At 63.8% G+C, this 13,233-nt stretch carries 15 protein-coding genes; 5 read left to right on the forward strand and 10 right to left on the reverse strand.

All coding sequences use genetic code 11. The features are described 5' to 3' along the window. Positions 1 to 168 precede the first annotated feature (168 nt). Together hpnC and CIC12_RS06375 are read left to right on the forward strand one after the other, a co-directional pair. Positions 169 to 1,035: a squalene synthase HpnC gene (hpnC, locus tag CIC12_RS06370; protein WP_168663217.1), complete on the forward strand. Its 867-nt coding sequence runs from the start codon at positions 169 to 171 to the stop codon at positions 1,033 to 1,035. Continuing rightward, positions 1,035 to 2,207, forward strand: coding sequence for a glycosyltransferase (locus CIC12_RS06375; protein WP_168663219.1), 1,173 nt, complete (start codon positions 1,035 to 1,037; stop codon positions 2,205 to 2,207). The genes hpnC and CIC12_RS06375 overlap by 1 nt, the downstream gene beginning before the upstream one ends. Positions 2,208 to 2,266: 59 nt before the next feature. Here CIC12_RS06375 and CIC12_RS06380 read toward each other — a convergent pair whose 3' ends face one another. Both CIC12_RS06380 and hpnA read right to left on the reverse strand, forming a co-directional pair. Next, positions 2,267 to 2,863 carry a hypothetical protein gene (locus CIC12_RS06380; protein WP_168663221.1) on the reverse strand — a complete coding sequence of 199 codons (597 nt, stop codon included), beginning with the start codon at positions 2,861 to 2,863 and terminating at the stop codon, positions 2,267 to 2,269. A gap of 143 nt (positions 2,864 to 3,006) precedes the next feature. Then, positions 3,007 to 4,017 (reverse strand): hopanoid-associated sugar epimerase, encoded by a 1,011-nt coding sequence (gene hpnA / locus CIC12_RS06385; protein ID WP_168663222.1) that lies wholly within the window; start codon positions 4,015 to 4,017, stop codon positions 3,007 to 3,009. Positions 4,018 to 4,190: 173 nt separating this feature from the next. Between hpnA and CIC12_RS06390 the strand changes: the two genes are divergently transcribed. Next, positions 4,191 to 4,484 (forward strand): acylphosphatase, encoded by a 294-nt coding sequence (locus tag CIC12_RS06390; RefSeq protein ID WP_168663224.1) that lies wholly within the window; start codon positions 4,191 to 4,193, stop codon positions 4,482 to 4,484. A 78-nt stretch (positions 4,485 to 4,562) separates the two neighbouring features. Here the strand turns inward: CIC12_RS06390 and egtD are convergent, their stop codons facing one another. After that, positions 4,563 to 5,543, reverse strand: a complete 981-nt coding sequence (gene egtD / locus CIC12_RS06395; protein WP_168663226.1) for an L-histidine N(alpha)-methyltransferase — start codon at positions 5,541 to 5,543, stop codon at positions 4,563 to 4,565. Between the two features lie 563 nt (positions 5,544 to 6,106). Between egtD and rarD the strand changes: the two genes are divergently transcribed. Next, positions 6,107 to 7,003 carry an EamA family transporter RarD gene (rarD, locus tag CIC12_RS06400; RefSeq protein ID WP_168663228.1) on the forward strand — a complete coding sequence of 299 codons (897 nt, stop codon included), beginning with the start codon at positions 6,107 to 6,109 and terminating at the stop codon, positions 7,001 to 7,003. 45 nt (positions 7,004 to 7,048) lie between these two features. Here rarD and CIC12_RS06405 read toward each other — a convergent pair whose 3' ends face one another. The 6 genes from CIC12_RS06405 to CIC12_RS06430 all read right to left on the reverse strand — a co-directional run bounded on the left by CIC12_RS06405 (position 7,049) and on the right by CIC12_RS06430 (position 10,687). Further along, a complete protein-coding gene (locus CIC12_RS06405; RefSeq protein WP_168663230.1) occupies positions 7,049 to 7,588 on the reverse strand; it encodes an Mpo1 family 2-hydroxy fatty acid dioxygenase in 540 nt (179 codons plus the stop codon). A 173-nt stretch (positions 7,589 to 7,761) separates the two neighbouring features. Next, the gene (locus CIC12_RS06410; RefSeq protein WP_238812403.1) at positions 7,762 to 8,262 is read right to left on the reverse strand and encodes a hypothetical protein; all 501 of its coding nucleotides are present in this window, start codon (positions 8,260 to 8,262) and stop codon (positions 7,762 to 7,764) included. Positions 8,263 to 8,345: 83 nt separating this feature from the next. Continuing rightward, entirely contained in the window at positions 8,346 to 8,717 is a 372-nt protein-coding gene (locus tag CIC12_RS06415) for a hypothetical protein (protein ID WP_168663234.1), read from the reverse strand. Between the two features lie 300 nt (positions 8,718 to 9,017). After that, positions 9,018 to 9,278, reverse strand: a complete 261-nt coding sequence (locus tag CIC12_RS06420) for a hypothetical protein (RefSeq protein WP_042326559.1) — start codon at positions 9,276 to 9,278, stop codon at positions 9,018 to 9,020. Then, positions 9,271 to 10,020 carry a DNA/RNA non-specific endonuclease gene (locus CIC12_RS06425; RefSeq protein ID WP_168663236.1) on the reverse strand — a complete coding sequence of 250 codons (750 nt, stop codon included), beginning with the start codon at positions 10,018 to 10,020 and terminating at the stop codon, positions 9,271 to 9,273. The genes CIC12_RS06420 and CIC12_RS06425 overlap by 8 nt, the downstream gene beginning before the upstream one ends. A gap of 307 nt (positions 10,021 to 10,327) precedes the next feature. After that, positions 10,328 to 10,687, reverse strand: coding sequence for a DUF3564 domain-containing protein (locus CIC12_RS06430; RefSeq protein WP_168663238.1), 360 nt, complete (start codon positions 10,685 to 10,687; stop codon positions 10,328 to 10,330). Between the two features lie 161 nt (positions 10,688 to 10,848). Between CIC12_RS06430 and CIC12_RS06435 the strand changes: the two genes are divergently transcribed. Continuing rightward, a complete protein-coding gene (locus CIC12_RS06435; protein ID WP_168663240.1) occupies positions 10,849 to 11,529 on the forward strand; it encodes a DUF4410 domain-containing protein in 681 nt (226 codons plus the stop codon). 51 nt (positions 11,530 to 11,580) lie between these two features. On the opposite strand, the gene CIC12_RS06440 is transcribed toward CIC12_RS06435, so the two are convergent. Beyond that, positions 11,581 to 13,233 (reverse strand): acid phosphatase (locus CIC12_RS06440; protein ID WP_168663242.1); only part of this gene is annotated, 1,653 nt, incomplete at its 5' end.

Consider the following 13,233-nt stretch of genomic DNA (forward strand, 5'->3'; position numbering starts at 1 on the left):
CTTGAGTGGCGCGCCTGCTGCAGCCGCGGCCTGCCTTGCGAAGGCTGCGGGAATCGTGCATGCGGTAATGATTGCACGCTGCATCGGTTGGACGGAACCCTTAAACTACAAGGTCCCTGCGGAGCGCATCAGCGAGCCGCATTACAGAATGGTTTCGAGGCTCGCTGGATGGACGTCGACCAGTACGAAAATTTTCCGATCCCGAGCGTGCTGCTGCCAAAGGCGCTGCGTGCGCCAGTCGATATTATCTATCAGGTTGTCCGTACCGCGGCCGATATTGCCGACGAGGGCGACTGGAGCGCCGTCGAGCGGCATGCCCGTCTCGCCGATCTCCGGGCCGGCCTGGACGCGGTGGCGCAGCGGCGTGCGGCGCCGGTTCATCCGCTGCTGTTCGGCAAACTCGCCGGCGTGGTGGCTCAGTACGAATTGCCGCTCGCGCCGTTCTACGAGTTGCTCGACGCCTGCGCGCAGGACATCGGCACTCGCCGCTACGGCGACCGCGCCGCGCTGCTCGACTATTGCCGCCGCTCGGCGAACCCGCTCGGGCACCTGATGCTGCATCTGGTGGACGCGGCCACGCCGGACAATCTCGCCGACGCCGACGCAATCTGCACGGCGTCGCAACTGATCAGCTTCTGGCTGGACGTCGCGGCCGACTGGAAAAGAGACCGCTTGTATCTGCCGCTCGCGGATCTGCGGCGCTTTGGCGTGACCGAGGCGCAGATCGCCAACGGCATCGTCGACGACGCCTGGCGGGCGCTGATGACGCACGAAGTGTCATTCGTGCGGGACATGCTGGTGCGCAGCGCGCCGCTCGCGCTGCGAATTCCGGGGCGGCTCGGCATCGAGTTGTGCGTCGCCGTGCATGGCGGGCTGCGCTTTCTCGAGCGAATCGAGAAGGCGGGCTACGACGTGTTTCGCGAGCGTCCGGTGCTCAACACATTTGACTGGTGCGTGGTCGCGCTGCGCGCGGTGGTGATGCGGCTGTCGCGGCGCGTTGGCGTACCGGCGCAATCAATCGAGGGTAAAGCTTAATGGCGGCGGTTCTGTTTGTTCTTTCGTGTGTTTCCCTGCTGATCTGGGGCGTACTGCTGCTCGGGCGCGGCGGCTTCTGGCGCGCGCGTCCCGCCGCGCCGCTGACCGTCGCGCCGCGCGCGACGTGGCCCGCGGTAGCCGCCGTGGTGCCGGCCCGCAATGAGGTCGACGTGATCGCCGAGGCGGTCACGACGCTGCTGCAGCAAGACTATGCCGGCGCGTTCCACGTGATCGTCGTCGACGACCACAGCACCGACGGTACCGCCGACGCCGCCCGCGCGGCCGCGCTGCAGCTGCAGTGCCCGGACCGGCTGACCGTGTTGAGCGCAAAGCCGCTGCCGCCGGGCTGGTCCGGCAAGGTATGGGCACAGTCGCAGGGCATCGAAGCCGTGCGCACGCTCGGCCTGCCTGCCGATTTCCTGCTGCTCACCGACGCCGACATCGGCCATCCCACGGACGCGGTCAAGCAGCTCGTCGCCCGCGCGGACGTGGAAAAGCGCGATCTGGTCTCGCTGATGGTGCGTCTGCGCTGCGATTCGTTCTGGGAGAAGGCGCTGATCCCGGCCTTCGTGTTCTTCTTCGCCAAGCTGTACCCGTTCGCGTGGGTCAACAACCCGCGCAATCGCACCGCGGCGGCGGCGGGCGGCTGCATGCTGGTGCGACGCAGCGCGCTAGAAGAGGCCGGCGGCATCGAGTCGATCCGCGCCGAACTGATCGACGATTGCAGCCTGGCCGCGCGCATCAAACACCGCGGCACGGGACGTCATCCGATCCGGCTGGATGTCGCGGCGCGTAGCGTGTCGCTGCGTCCGTACGATAGCTGGCGCGAGATCTGGAACATGATCGCGCGTACCGCCTTCACGCAGTTGCATTACTCGCCGCTGCTGCTGGCAGGCACGCTGGCCGGTATGACGATCATCTATCTGATGCCGCCCGTCGCCGCGCTGGTGCTCGGTCCGTTGGGCTGGCCTGCGTGGCTCGCGTGGGCGGCGATGTGCTGCGCGTATGCGCCGATGCTCCGCTACTATCGCCGCTCGCCGTTGTGGGCGCCGTTTCTGCCGCTGGTGGCGCTGTTTTATGTCGGCGCGACGTGTGCGTCGGCGGTGCGTTACTGGCGCGGCAAGGGCGGTCAGTGGAAGGCGCGCGTTCAGGCGCCGGTGCAGGAGCGTTGACGCGGCACGGTTGAATCGATTGGGTGAAAAAAAGCGGCACTACGGCGCCGCTTTTTATTTCACTGCGTCAGCAGCATGTAGAGCTGAATCACCACGTCAGGCGAAAACTGGAACGGCACCCAGCCGTGGCCGGTGTGGCGCATCACCAGCAGGCGGTCGCCGTTCGACTGCTTCTGCACGGCCATGACCGGGTTCTTCGTCGAGACGAATTGCCAGCCCGGCGGGATGCCCGGCGGCTGCTCGAGCGTCATCGACGCGCGCGCGTTCGACAATTCCTCGATCAGTCGGCCGATCTGATCCGGGCGCAGCGCAACCATCTGGTTGCCGATCTTCATCGTGATCTCGTCCTGCGACGGGCGATCGATTTCCAGCGTGGGCTGGAGTTGCACGGCCGACTGTTCCGCCGGCGGCTCGCCGGCCGGTTCGGGCACGGGCTCGCCGGAGACCGGCGCATTGTCCTCGACGAGTGCGGGCGCGGCCGTCTCGGACGCAACCGTCTGCGCCGTGAATTCGGGCGCGACGTCCTCGGCAGGTGCGTGCGGCGCTGCGCTCTGTGCGGGTGTCTCGGGGATGTTTTCGGGCTGCTGGGCCACGACAGCCTGAATGAGCTGGTCGACGCCCATTTCCAGCGCGCCGAGCTGTTCGTGAAGGTTCATGCGAGGTTTCTCTGGTAAGACCCGCGATTTTACCTGCTGCGCCGGAGGCTTTGACCTGTCGCGGACACGGGACTTGTAACAAAATGCTTACGGCCGCACCGGATCGTCCGGTGCGGCGCGAGGGCCGAGCTTGACGCGGCGCGTCAGGGCTTCAGGTAGCCGGCCTCGCGAAACCATTCGAGCGCGTCGCTCAAACCTTCGCGATAGGGCCGCGCACGATAGCCGAGTTCGCGTTCCGCTTTCGCCGAGGTGAAGTACATCTTGTTTTTCGACATCTTCAGGCCGTCGACGGTGACAAACGGTTCGCGTTTGGTGATCTTGGCGACCGCTTCCGCGCCCATCGCGAGTGGATAGAGCGGCCAGCGCGGCAAGCTGAGTGTCGGTGCCTTGCGGCCGGTCAGTGCGGCGATGTCCGCGAGCATCTGCTGAAGCGGCAGATTTTCGCCGCCGAGAATATAGCGCTCGCCGATCTTGCCGCGTTCGAGCGCGAGAAAGTGGCCGGCCGCGACGTCGTCCACATGCACGAGGTTCAGGCCGGTATCGACGAACGCGGGAATCTTGCCGAGGGCCGCCTCGACGATGATGCGCCCGGTCGGTGTCGGCTTGACGTCGCGCGGGCCGATCGGCGTGGACGGATTGACGATCACCGCCGGCAGCCTGTCCTCGGCGATCATCCGCTCCACCGCGCGCTCGGCCAGCACCTTGCTGCGCTTGTACACGCCGATCGCCTGGTCGGCTTTGAGCGGCGAGGTTTCGTCGGCGGACTGGCCCGAACTCGTCACCTTGAGCGTCGCCACGCTGCTCGTGTAGACGATGCGTTCGACGCCTTCCTTCAGCGCCGCGCGCATGGTCGCCTCGGTGCCCTCGAGATTCGAGCGCTCGATCTCGCTCGGGTCGGGTGCCCACAGCCGGTAGTCGGCCGCCACGTGCAGTAGATAGCGCACGCCGCGCAGTGCGTTGCGCATCGACGCTTCGTCACGCATGTCGCCGACGACGATTTCCGCATCCAGCGCCTCGACGTTCCGGCGCGAGCTGGTGGCGCGCACCAGCACGCGCACCTTGAAGCCCTTCTGTTGCGCGATGCGCGCCACCGACGAGCCGACGAAGCCGGAAGCGCCGGTCACGAGCACTAGATCGCGATTATGTTCGGTCATTCTGTTTCCATTTCCTGCATGACAGTCGACGGATTGTACGTGGCGCGCACGCGGTGTGGCGCGCCGCCAGCCTCGAACGGCAGCGAACAGGCCGTCCAACCTGCACGAGGTCGAGCAGCCTCGCCGCGACGCGACTAGAATGCCGGCTTGAAAGATTGTGAGGAGAAGACGGCATGGCCCCGGATCTGGATCAGCGGATCGAAACGTATCACGTGCACGTACGCGGCTTGGTGCAGGGCGTCGGCTTTCGCCACGCGACAGTGCGGCAGGCGCACGCGCTCGGCATCAAGGGATGGGTCGCGAACCTCGACGACGGTTCCGTCGAAGCGATGCTGCAGGGTCCGGCCAATCAGGTCGACCGGATGCTGTCGTGGCTGCGTCACGGGCCGCCCGCGGCGCGCGTGACGGAAGTGAGCGGCGAAGAGCGCCCGACGGAAAAACGCTACGAGCGTTTCGAGCAGCACTGAGCGGAGCAGCGAAAAAAGGCGGCGCGCCATCGGCACGGCGCGCCGCCTTTTTTCGTGTGTGTCGAGATGCGTCAGCGTCTATTGCGCCACCAGCAGACTCTCCGCAAAGCCCCATTCGTCCTCGATCCACTGATGGCTGCACACGAAGCCTGCACCGTCGGCAATCGCGGGCATTTCCTCCGCGCGATACTTGTGGCTGCTCTCGGTCCAGATCGTTTCGCCTTGTTTGAGCGATACCGTCAACTGCGCCGCGCCGATGCGCGCCGTGATATCACGCTTCGCCCGCAGATGCATCTCGATGCTGCGCGCGTCGGGATTGAAGCGCGCGACGTGCTCGAACGCGTCGAGCGGTAAGTCGCCATCGAGTTCGCGGTTGATACGCGCGAGCAGATTCAGATTGAACGACGCGGTCACGCCGATCGAATCGTCGTAGGCGGCCACCAGCACCGGCGTCGGCTTGATCAAATCCGTGCCGAGCAGCAACGCGTCGCCGGGCGCGAGCATGTTGCGGATTTCACGCAGAAAGCGCGTGGCCGCGAGTCTGCCGAAATTGCCGATGGTACTGCCGAGAAACAGAACGAGTAACCGCTCGTCCGGCGCGCGCTGCTTGCTCACTTCGGCGAGACCGGCCAGATAGTCACGCTCATAGCCGACGATCGAAATCCGCTCGATGTCGCCGAGTTCACGTCTGCAAAGCTGCAGCGCACTGCGCGAAATTTCAATCGGGCAGTAAGAAGTGGGGCGCTTTTTACACAGTGCTTCAAGAATGCGCCGCGTTTTCCGGCCGCTGCCGCTGCCGAGTTCGGCGACGGTCACGTCATGCGGCAGATGCTCGACGATGTCCACGGCGTGCTCTGCGAGCAGCCGTTCCTCGGCGCGCGTCACGCCATATTCGGGCAATACGGTGATCACTTCAAAGAGCGCGGAGCCCACTTCGTCGTACAGATATTTCGACGGCAGCTCTTTCTGCGGCGCGTGGGTAAGTCCCGCGCGCACCTCGGCGGCGAAGGCGGAGCGTAGGTCGGGCGAGGCGTCGTGCGATAGGGCTGGCTGGGTCATGCTGGCTCCAGTAGTCATATTCGATGAGCGGGATTGCTGGCCGGGCGGCGGCATGTGCGGTGAAACGACGCGAGGCCTGCATGCCGTGAGAGAGAAGGGCGAGCGAGTCGTTGCAGACCGCCTTTGCCGTTCCGGCTCGTTGATGCTGCGTGTGCTGTTGCGAACAGCGTGCAAGGCTTCGTAGCAAGATTCGCGCTTGAGTCGCTCGCGCGACCATGTAGCGACTATGTATAGCGCGGTCGATGAGACAGCGCGGCTTCGTCTGCCGCGCGTGAAGCTTATGTTCTAGTGCATCGACGCCCGATGCGCACGAACTAATTGCGCACGGTTGCCGGAAAAGCGCGACCCCGTGGCAGGAATAACCCGTCTAGAATGCCGGCTTGCGCCGTCTTTCGACAACAACAACGCAGGGCTTGCCGATGTGCACTGCTCGCGTGCGAGACCTCATTGCCAATGACAACAACGAACACCGCGCAAGCGGATGCTGCGCTGCAAACCGCTTCGCCTGAATCCGCCTCATATGCCGACGCGTTTGCCGCAGCGTTGACGCCATGAGCCGTGCGATGAACCAGTATGACCCAAAGCGCGGCATTGCGTTGTCGGTCGGCGCGTCCGCGATGTTCGCCTTGCTGTCCGCTTACGCAACGCTGCTTGCGCCGCTGAACGGCCTCGACATCTTTGCGTGGCGCGTCGTATGGACGGTGCCGGGTGCGCTGCTGCTGGTCGCGTTGCGCAAACGCCTGCCCATTCTCCGACGACTTCTTTACCGGATGGTGACCGAGCCGAAGCTCTGCGCCGCGATGATCGTGAGCGCGGCTTTGCTCGGCGTGCAACTGTGGTTGTTTCTATGGGCGCCGCTGCATGGGCGGATGCTCGAAGTGTCGCTCGGCTATTTCCTGCTGCCGCTCACCATGGTGCTGGTGGGGCGCTTCTACTATCACGAGCGCCTCGACGCGTTGCAATGGCTCGCCGTACTGTGCGCGGCAGTGGGCGTCGGCCACGAACTGTGGGCGACGGGCGCGTTTTCGTGGCCGACGTTGCTGGTCGCGCTCGGTTATCCGCCGTACTTCGCGCTGCGCCGCAAAATCAACGAGGATTCGCTGGCGATGTTCACCGTCGAAATGGCGCTGCTGCTGCCGGTGGCGATCGTGTGCATCGTCAGCGGCGGTTCGCTGGCGACGATCGCCGGCCGCGTCGACATGTGGTGCCTGCTGTTGCCGGGCCTCGGCGCGTTGAGCACGATTGCGCTGGCTTCGTATCTGAAGGCGAGCCGTTTATTGCCGGTCGCGTTGTTCGGCATCCTCGGGTACGTGGAACCGGTGTTGCTGGTGCTGGTGTCGATCACGCTGCTCGGTGAAACACTTAGCGCCGCGCAACTGGCAACTTATATTCCGATCTGGATCGCCGTGGCGTTGACGGCATTGCATGGTGTTCGTCTCGTCCGGCTCGCGCCGAATTGAGCGGCGCCGGACATCGACATCCGACGCGGACGGCGTTTCCGCCGTTCAGCGAGGCGCTGCAGCCCGCTTCGCATTGATGCGCGTCGGACCGACTTGCGCGTCGATCGCTTCGCGCAGATCGGGCCGCCAGCCGAGGCCGAACATCGCTTCCGCAAGAACGAACAGCGGTCCGATCAGCAGGCCGATCACATCGTCGATGAAGGCCGGCTTGCGATGTTCATACGCGACATGGCCGATGAACTGGAACACCCAGCCGATCACGAAAAGCCCAATGCCCGTAGCGAGCCACACAAGCGTGGCTTGCGCGGCGAGCCACTCGCCGAACGCGACGCAAAGCGCCGACACGCAGGCCATCAGCACGCCGAGCGGCACATCGAGCATGAGGTAGTAGACGGTTGCCGCAGTGAACAGCAGTCGCGCAGCCGATAACGTCACCGGCAGCAGGCCGGCGCCGAAAGCAGGGCGGCTCAGCAACACGGCCAGCGCCAGCACGATCAGCGGAATGCCGATGAAGTGCGTGGCGATATTGCGCCGGTCGCGATGGTAGGCCGCGTATTGCGTCAGTTGTTGCGTCAGCGTTCTCATGGATGCCGCTCCTCCTTCGAAGCCAGCATAATCGCGTGCAATCCAATTTGAAACCATCGCTTGGTATGCGGCTTGGACGCAGTGCGTAGTAGTCCGCGAGGCGCCGCAGTGCGTCGATATCGACTCCATTGCGCAGCGGCGTTACGATGGGCAACAGATTCCGGAGAGCATGATTAGCGCGCCTTTGCGGCGTTGCCGCGGCGCTTCATCGGGCCGATCAACGCGGCGGGGACGGTCGCGATCAGCGTATGCAACGTGAAGTCGAAGTCTTCGCACGCGATGTCGAGTTGCACGCGCACTTCGTCGCGCATGGCTTCCGTACTGATGACATAGACGCCGAGCGGCGAGTGAAGCAGCGCGCGAAGTTGGGTGCCCACCGGATCGTGCGGCGGACGCGGCAGCGTCACCTGCAAGAGGGCGCGTGCCGAAGGAAAAGGGATAATGTTGCTGTGTTGAACCGGGAGCTTGTCGAGCGACGGCGTGGCGAAGCAGTCGATGGATTGCGTAAGAGCCATGTGATGTGGCGTTCGTTGACGCCATGGTTGATCAAGACAGTTCGAGATTAGACTTTCGCAAGTAAACGCGGTGCAAAAATTGGCGCATTCGCTGAAAAAATCATGGGGGCGAACGGCACACCCCGCCACGTAATCGCGCGGAAAAAAAAGGCGAGTCATGCGACTCGCCCTCCCTGAACAGCACAGTTCGGCTTCGATTAGTTACACATGCATGGCCGGTGCGTGCCTGAGCCGATCACGTGTTATTGCGTCTTTGTCGTGTCGGCTTGTGCGCCGTCGGCTTTTGCCGGGGCATTGCTGGCCTCTTTCGCGCTCCCCGTATTAGCTTTTGCGTCGCTGGTCTTGGCCGCGGTTTTCTTGACGGTTTTATGTGCTTTGGACGTGTGCGTGGCGGAAGTCTTTTTCACCGATGCCTTCGTTGTAGCCCTGGCGGGCGCTTTCATCGTAGCGGCGCCTTCGTCAGTTGCGCCGGCTTGCACGGCGGTGCTCGCCTTCAGATTCGCTTGACCGGCGGGCTGCATTTGCGCGGGTTGCGTGCTGGACGGCGCGGCCGTTTGAGCGAACGCGGTCGACACGAGCAGAGCGGAAGCGAGAGCGGCGAAAAGCGTCTTCATGACGTGACTCCTGGTTGAACCGGTGGATTCTTGTGTGGCGTCTGAATGATTTCAGCGCTGCCGGTTTAACGCTGGCCGAACGACAGACGTTGACGCCGCTCTGGTGACAAAACGTAACCGCCGAAACATATCGGGGTACTGAATCAACGGTGGTGTGTAGTGGTATGCGGGGGAGAAGCTGGTGGCGTTCGCTTTGAAACGAAGCGCGCAGACGGTCATGAAGCAAGGCGAGAGAACGAAGGCGGCGCGCGGTCAGCGCCCGCCTTCCACGCACGTTTCGCTAGCGCCAAACCCGAAGCATCATTGAAACGGATTCTGAACGACACCCGGCTTCGCATCCGGCTCGTCCTTCACCTTCGCCGGCAGATTCGTTTGCGCCTGCAAGCTGGCGACGATTGCATCCACCGCTTCCTTCAATGCAAGCGCTGCCTTCAGTCCGCGCTGATCCTGCGTCAGTTCCAGCGTGCCGTTCAGCACGACGCGCGTGGTGCCATTGCTCAACGTGAGCGCGTCGCCCTGTATGTTGAGTACGTCGTCATCGTTCGAATAGGGTTTAAACACCTTTGAGTCCTCCCGGTCGCTGGTCCTTGAGGTTTTCCGGAATGCCCGGAAAACGGATGCCCGATGCTGCTTCGAGTTCGTGAATCGTCCGGATGTCGTAACGATTGGTCGAGACATTGTCCACCACCACCGCGAACGCCAGCTGTCGCGAAGGCACGTAGACGACCTTGAACAACTGCGTCGGCACGAACACGCGCGTTGCACCGATGGTCTGCAACTGCTGGCCGTTGAAGATCGGGCCGGTGACCACGTAGGTATCGCCGTACGACACCGCGATCTTGCGCACCGACGTTTCGATGCGCGCCCATAGCCGTTGGTTGTTCTCCCGATTCTGCGGCACGATGTTGGCGAGCGAGAACGATTGTGCCATCGCCTGCTGATTCCAGCGATTGCCTGCCGGACTCATATGACCACGATCGAAACCGCTGCGCTTGTAGTCCGCGAGCGTTGCGCCTTCGCCATCGGGCAAACGCGCATCTTCGAAGAACTTGTTGGTGCGCACCATGTCTTTCGCGGCTTCGATATGGTCGCGCGTCAGATGCTCGGCAGACCAGAGCGGGCCGTGTGTGATGCCCGAATGCAGAACTGCGAAATCGCTATAGCAGAGCATGCGCGTTTTCGGCGCCATCTTCTGATTGGTCAGAACGGGCCATTGCACATTCGGTGTGAACTGGGAACAGGACGGTGCCGCGCTCGCGTGAGCGGCAACGGTGAATAACAGACAGGCGAACCACTTCTTCATGTGTCAGTCAGTCGAGGGATTGGGGGCGCAAGTATAGCGTTGCGAGCCTTCGTCGGGCGACCGGGCATGCAGGGCAAACGGAGAGAAAGAAGAGAGACGGCGCGGGAAAAAAACGGGCCGCTTTGCAGCGACCCTAAATGCGTGGACTTTCGACTCTACGCACGCGTGCTTAAGGCCGGCTTAACTGCACGCAACGCGAAAGCGAAGTGGGTGATATGGCGTACGGACGCCCGCGCGCACGAGCTAACGCGACCCGTGAACGGCACTTTCGACCGATATAAGCAGCTCTTGAAAAAGACGCTAAAACTTAATTACCGAACACGCTGTTTTCGGCGCGAACCGTTTGACGGTCCACGGCTTGCAGGCGCCAGAAACCGCTGGTCGGCGCGCGCGTCGGCAAGCCGGTCCAGGCGGCGGCGCCTTGCGCCGCGCTCACGCGTTGCTTGCGGTCCACGTGCAAGCCTCGTAGCGTACACAACGGTGCATCCGTGCGGGGCGCACAGAGCGTGGTGACGCCGTCTTCGTCGTGCAACTCACCCCAGGGGGGCAGATCGATCCCTTGATGCGCTTCTCTCGACCACCGGTGTTCGTCGGTGTCGAGCCATAGCACAGCGTAATCGTGGCTGACGGTGGGATCGGAACCGTTGATCAGGATGGTCAGTCGCATGGCAGGTTCCGTACAAAGTGCGAAGTGATGCTCTATCAGTCTATGCGGTGATGCGCGTTATGCAAGGCAAAAGGTATGAGGAGCGGATACGAAAAAACGGACGCCCGCCGCGTGCGGCGGTACGATAGCCGACGTCACGATGACGTTCGCGGAGGCGCGCCATGCTGCGTCAGTTTGTGCAATTTGCGATGGTGGCGGCATGCCTGAGCGTGGCGACCCCGCTCAGTGTGACGGCAGCGGACAGTGTGCCGGTCGCCGCGCCCGCGCCGGTCGTCTATGTGTCGAACTTCGATCTGGACGTGGCGAACATCGCACCAGATAGCGGACCGGGACAACGCGTGCGCCGGCTACGCGGTTTGCTGCCGGCCGGACCCGGACCGCAGGGCCAGGACAAGAATCCGCAGGACCACGCCGCGCAAATCGTGAACGAGATGGCGGACGCGTTGACGGAAGATCTGAAAAAGGGTGGTGTCGATGCGCGCCGTATCGCGCCGGGACAACCGTCGCCGGCTGCCGGTTGGCAAGTGCGCGGCGTGTTTCTGAGCGTCGACGACGGCAATCGCTTGCAACGCGCGATGGTCGGCTTCGGCGCGGGCCAGAGCGATATCCAGGTCGCGGTGTCGTGCGACAGCTTGGGCGCGGCTGACCTACCGCCGCTGTATCAGGCGGTCGAAGAAGCCGGTAGCAAGAGCATGCCGGGCGCGGCGATCAAATTGAATCCGTATGTGATCGCGGCCAAATTCGTGATGGCGAGCGGAGACGAGAAAAAGACGATCAGGAAAACCGCACAGGAGATTGCGGACGCGGTGATCGTGAAGCTGCACGCGGCGACGACGCAGTAAAGTGCGTGCGTCATCGCGGCCGGACAATCCGGCTGCGCGAGCCCCACACCTTTAAGCCAGATCCAGCGACGCCGTCAAATCCCCTAGCGGTGCAAGCCCGTTGCTCGCGAACGCCCGGTCGCGGGCACGCACGCCGTCGAGCGGCACCAACCCATGCACACGGCTGATGAAGCGAAGAATCGAGTTGGTGTCGTACACCGTGTGGTCGACGTACCCCTTCCTTGCCAGCGGCGAAATCACCAGCGCGGGAATCCGTGACCCCGGACCCCAGCGGTCGCCCTGCGGCGGCGCCACCGGGTCCCACCAGCCGCCGTTTTCATCGACGGTGACGATCACGACCGTATTCGCCCATTGCGGGCCGCGCTGGATATGCTCGATCAGCGTCGCGATGTGACGGTCGCCCGATTCGACATCGGCATAGCCCGCGTGCATATTCAGGTCGCCCTGCGGCTTGTAGAACGTGACGGTGGGCAAGCGCCCCGCATCGATATCCGCGATCAGCCGGTTCGTCGACGCGTCGTCACCGAGACCACCGTCGCGCAGATGCCGACGCCGCGCCGCCGTGCCCGGCGCGTAATTGGCGAAGTAGTTGAACGGCTGGTGGTGATACTGGAAGTCGGGCACCGCGCCGGTATCCTGGTGCTGCAAAGCGTATTGCCACGCGCCGCTGTACCACGCCCAATCGACGCCTTTGTCCGTCAACCGGTCGCCGATCGTCGCGTAATTTTGCGGTTGCAGCACGCGCGGATTCGTGAGGTCCGAGAACGCTGGATCGCCGCCCTCGGGCGCGCGCACATTGCTCGGCTGATACGGCGGCGCCATCGTGTTGACCGCGTAGCCGTCGGCGGTGAAGGCGCCGTCGTTGACGAATTTCGGCGGACCGTCGAGCGCGGACGCGGGCGAGTCCGCCGCCATCTTCAGGCGCGTGCCGGTCGGATCGTCGCCTTCCACCACCGACACCAGTTTCTTCGCCGGGCTGCTGTGGATGTCGGGATAGAACGGCGCCTGCGCCGAGATCAGAAAGATGTGGTTCAGCCACGAGCCGCCGAAAGCCGCCATGAAGAAGTTGTCGCACAGCGTGTATTGCTGCGCGAGATTCCACAGACGCAGCGAGTCGGCGGAATTGCGGTAATGCCCCATGACGAGTCCGCCGGAATCGCCCCACGCGGCGAACTGGTTGTTGCGGCCGGCGTTGATCTGCATCTGGTTCTGATAGAAGCGATGCACCAGATCGCGCGTGATCACACCGGTCGGCAGCGGCGCGCCGTGCGCATCGGCGATGCGGAAAGGGCGGTTGTGGAGATGGTCCAGATCGTTCTGGCCGATCATGAAGCGCCGGCCGTCCACTTCCTGCGCTTGCGGCACGAGCCCGCCCCAGATCGCGGGCAAGTGAGGCAACGGCGTTTTGCCGTCGCGGTCGAGTTGCAGATAGCGCTCGGCGCTCACCGCGTCGAGCGGATGCTGGACGCCAGGGAAGTTGCCGTACAGATTCGCGAAGCTGCGATTCTCCGCATAGATCACCACGATGTGTTTGACCTGATCGTGCAGCGCGGCGTCGAGGCGCAAATCGGCGGCGCTGCGCGGTGCGCCGTCGCTCGCCGCGAGCGGGTCGGCCTTGCAGCCCGTCAGCGCGAGGCCGAGGCCGACCGCCGCGAGCCCGGTGAGGACGCGGCGGCGGTCGGGATCGTCGGGGGTGTCGGCGGG

It is taken from the genome of Paraburkholderia sp. SG-MS1 (assembly GCF_012275575.1).
Classification (GTDB): domain Bacteria; phylum Pseudomonadota; class Gammaproteobacteria; order Burkholderiales; family Burkholderiaceae; genus Paraburkholderia.

Coding starts and splice junctions, on each gene's coding strand:
- CIC12_RS06415 (WP_168663234.1), bottom strand. CDS start 8,717: ATGAAGACGCTTTTCGCCGCTCTCGCTTCCGCTCTGCTCGTGTCGACC.
- CIC12_RS06435 (WP_168663240.1), top strand. CDS start 10,849: ATGCTGCGTCAGTTTGTGCAATTTGCGATGGTGGCGGCATGCCTGAGC.
- rarD (WP_168663228.1), top strand. CDS start 6,107: ATGAACCAGTATGACCCAAAGCGCGGCATTGCGTTGTCGGTCGGCGCG.
- CIC12_RS06410 (WP_238812403.1), bottom strand. CDS start 8,262: ATGACTCGCCTTTTTTTTCCGCGCGATTACGTGGCGGGGTGTGCCGTT.
- CIC12_RS06425 (WP_168663236.1), bottom strand. CDS start 10,020: ATGAAGAAGTGGTTCGCCTGTCTGTTATTCACCGTTGCCGCTCACGCG.
- egtD (WP_168663226.1), bottom strand. CDS start 5,543: ATGACCCAGCCAGCCCTATCGCACGACGCCTCGCCCGACCTACGCTCC.
- hpnC (WP_168663217.1), top strand. CDS start 169: ATGGACGTCGACCAGTACGAAAATTTTCCGATCCCGAGCGTGCTGCTG.
- CIC12_RS06390 (WP_168663224.1), top strand. CDS start 4,191: ATGGCCCCGGATCTGGATCAGCGGATCGAAACGTATCACGTGCACGTA.
- hpnA (WP_168663222.1), bottom strand. CDS start 4,017: ATGACCGAACATAATCGCGATCTAGTGCTCGTGACCGGCGCTTCCGGC.
- CIC12_RS06430 (WP_168663238.1), bottom strand. CDS start 10,687: ATGCGACTGACCATCCTGATCAACGGTTCCGATCCCACCGTCAGCCAC.
- CIC12_RS06375 (WP_168663219.1), top strand. CDS start 1,035: ATGGCGGCGGTTCTGTTTGTTCTTTCGTGTGTTTCCCTGCTGATCTGG.
- CIC12_RS06405 (WP_168663230.1), bottom strand. CDS start 7,588: ATGAGAACGCTGACGCAACAACTGACGCAATACGCGGCCTACCATCGC.
- CIC12_RS06380 (WP_168663221.1), bottom strand. CDS start 2,863: ATGAACCTTCACGAACAGCTCGGCGCGCTGGAAATGGGCGTCGACCAG.